At 36.8% G+C, this 3,098-nt stretch carries 3 protein-coding genes; 1 reads left to right on the top strand and 2 read right to left on the bottom strand.

Annotated features, from left to right (window positions below; all coding sequences use genetic code 11):
- Window positions 1–215: 215 nt before the first annotated feature.
- Window positions 216–2,192 (top strand): cadherin-like domain-containing protein, encoded by a 1,977-nt coding sequence (locus BG20_RS09290; RefSeq protein WP_010194361.1) that lies wholly within the window; start codon window positions 216–218, stop codon window positions 2,190–2,192.
- A 118-nt stretch (window positions 2,193–2,310) separates the two neighbouring features.
- On the opposite strand, the gene BG20_RS09285 is transcribed toward BG20_RS09290, so the two are convergent.
- Together BG20_RS09285 and BG20_RS09280 are read right to left on the bottom strand one after the other, a co-directional pair.
- Complete coding sequence (locus BG20_RS09285; protein ID WP_048097199.1) at window positions 2,311–2,658, bottom strand: hypothetical protein; 348 nt, start codon at window positions 2,656–2,658, stop codon at window positions 2,311–2,313.
- A gap of 42 nt (window positions 2,659–2,700) precedes the next feature.
- The coding region (locus tag BG20_RS09280) for a hypothetical protein (protein WP_010194359.1) at window positions 2,701–3,098 on the bottom strand (398 nt) is incomplete at its 5' end.

Genomic DNA, 3,098 nt, shown 5'->3' with positions numbered 1-3,098 from the left:
AAGTAGAAACTAAGGAATTACTAAGGAAAAACTTAGGGTATCCGATCTTCGTATCTCTTGATTGCCTTTTACATTTCTGTAAAATTTTGTATCTATTCTGATCACTCAAAATACTACAAGATTTACAATACAAAATATAAGAATCTAAAAAATATTCTTATAATTTGGATAATCTATTTAACATTTAATTATGTCTAATCCAAAACCGCATCTCAATGACTAAAATAATTTCAAATACCGTACTAATTACAACACTTGCCGTAATTTTGGCAATAGGTGCAACATCACAAGCATTTGCTCTTGATGTGTCATTTACACCGATCTCAACTCCATTTAACAATCCAATCGGAATAGATCATTTCGAGGGAACACCAGACAAGGTGGTAATCAGTGTAAATTATCCTAATGGATTCCCATACAGCTTTGAGACAGTTGCAGCTGATGGAACACATTCTCCATTTTCCACAATAAGTGGACTATTTGACGAAGTAAAGATTGCCACTGCCAGAGATGATGGAGTAAATTCATTTACACCAGGTACAATGTTTACCGGAAATGGAATAGATGGCCAAATTGTCAAAGTTAATCCAGATGGCACATTTGTCAATCCGTGGGTAGACCTCCCAGGAGTTGGAAATGGCTTGATGAGAGGCAGTCTTTATGTTGACAGAACTGGTATATTTGGCGGCGATCTAATTGTAGCGACAACTGCTGGAGAGATTTGGCGAATCAACTCAGCAGGAGCATCAACCAAACTAGCAGATGTTAATGTACATCTTGAAGGCTTAATCACAGTACCAAGAGATCCACAATTTGGCGGCTTGGCAGGTAAAATAATCGTCGGCGCTGAAGATCAATCACGTGTATATGCAATTAGTGATACTGGCATAGTGCAATTTTGGACTATACCATTTAAAATTGAAGACATTGATCTGATACCAGAAAATGAAAACTTTTTTGGTGTCAACTTTGGAACTGGTAGATTACTTGGTATTCCAGCTTCATCATTTGATGGTGTAGAGGGAGAGATCCTAATCACATCAGAATTTGGTGGTGGTACAACAGGTCTTGGATTATTACAATGGGATACTACAACAAACGCACCAAACGTTGAGTTCATCGGGCGTCAAGTAGGCTCATTTGTGCAAGGCCAATGGGAACACGTAACATTCTCATCTGCAGGAATTGTAGAAATTCCTCCAGTAGAAATCTGTGGAGATAATATCGACAATGACCGTGATGGACAAATCGATGAAGGATGTAATACAGCACCAACAGCACAAGATGATTCGTTTACTATTCCAGAAGATGGTTCATTGAGTGCATCAGCTGTTGCAACAGATGCTGAAAATGACTCTTTATCATACATGATAGTAGGTCCAACACCTACTGGGGTTGTATTCAATTCTGATGGAACATTCTCATACACACCAGCAGCAAACTTCTCTGGAACAATATCATTCCAGTTCAAGGCAAATGATGGTGAATTTGATAGTAACGTAGCAACAATAACTATTACTGTCACACCTGTAAACGATATACCAACAGCAAATGATGGAACCAACACTACTCCTGAAGATACACCAGTAAATGGACTTGTTACAGGAAATGATATTGATGGAGATTCCATAATGTTTGTACTAAACACACCAACTTCAAATGGCTCGATAGTTGTTAATCCAGATGGTACATACACGTATACTCCAAATACAAACTTTAACGGTGTAGACTCATTCACATTTGTAGCAAATGATGGAACTACAAATAGCAACATTGCTACGGTTACCATTACTGTTACACCAGTAAATGATCCACCACAATGCAGTACACCAACAGCAACTCCCTACATTTGGCCACCAAACCACAAAATGGTTTCAATTGGTGCTACAATGAATACTTCTGATGTAGACGGTGACACAGTCACAGTTACAATTAGTAGTATATTCCAAGATGAACCAACAAACGGCCTTGGAGATGGAGATACGTCACCAGACGCAAACTTGGCATTAGGTCAAGTAAGAGCTGAAAGATCAGGTACTGGGGACGGACGTGTTTATGAGATTACCATGACTGCAAGTGATGGCCATGATGGAACATGCAGCGGCACAATACAAGTTATTGTTCCTCACAGCATGAAAAAACCAATTAGTGCAGTCAACTCTGGAACAACATACAATTCAACACTACCATAAAACAAACCATTCCCTCTTTTTCTTTTTGTTTAGTAACAACCAACATCTAGATTCCTTTTAAACAAAATCTATGGATTCAAACTAAAACCTCTATACCACTCAAAGAACTACATAGTTTTTAAAAAATGCCATATTTACTAGATTCCATCTCTTCTTTAATTGCAAGTTTGAATCTGGGTGACTTGCCTTCCAAATTATTTGTAAGCCATGAGAGAAATTTTTTTTCTACGCCTTTTCCCTTTAATCGCTCAAAATCTATCCCCATCTGATCAACAAGTTTTTCAACTAATCTCTTATTCACACTTACAACAAAAAAGTGCCAACCAAAAGCAAACTCTGAATCTGTCATTACAAACCCTTCCTGTTCGTGAACCATTTCTTCTAAAAGAGAAAGTTGTTGGGAAATTGCCTTGCCTGTTTTATCATAATCTACAGCAGATACATTGATGTTTATTCTGTCTATCATAATTGTATTTGATTTACATAAAATAAAAGGATTGCACAAAAACTATTTCAAAAGATGTTCAAAATCTATGTCAAAATGTGTCTTCATAATATCTATGTACGTTTGAATGGATTCTGGAATATCATCTCCACATGCAACTCCTAAATTTCTTGCATTAATCCAAATCACTAGAGTCTGAATAATCGTTAGAAATCTATCATTTCCAATTTCAGGCGTACTTATTGCTTTAGTGTATCTTTCTGCGAATTCCCATGCTGTTACAAAATTTATACACTTTACACCAAAAACTGCTAACAACTGTTCCTGTAGACTATTTGTTTTCTTAAACGGAGTCTGGTTAATTATGTATGGAAACTCTACTTTTTCAGGAAGAGAATTTGGTAATGGTCCCCAGATTGTTACTATTTTTGTACCTGATTTCAGTTCTTTGAATTTATTCA

Source organism: Candidatus Nitrosarchaeum limnium BG20, assembly GCF_000241145.1.
Classification (GTDB): Archaea; Thermoproteota; Nitrososphaeria; order Nitrososphaerales; family Nitrosopumilaceae; genus Nitrosarchaeum; species Nitrosarchaeum limnae.
The sequence above is the reverse complement of the archived record's forward strand: the minus strand, read 5'-3'. Positions and strand labels throughout refer to the sequence as shown.

Excerpts from the sequence above, each read along its gene's own strand:
- BG20_RS09290 (WP_010194361.1), top strand. The coding sequence starts at position 216 with ATGACTAAAATAATTTCAAATACCGTACTAATTACAACACTTGCCGTA.
- BG20_RS09285 (WP_048097199.1), bottom strand. The coding sequence starts at position 2,658 with ATGATAGACAGAATAAACATCAATGTATCTGCTGTAGATTATGATAAA.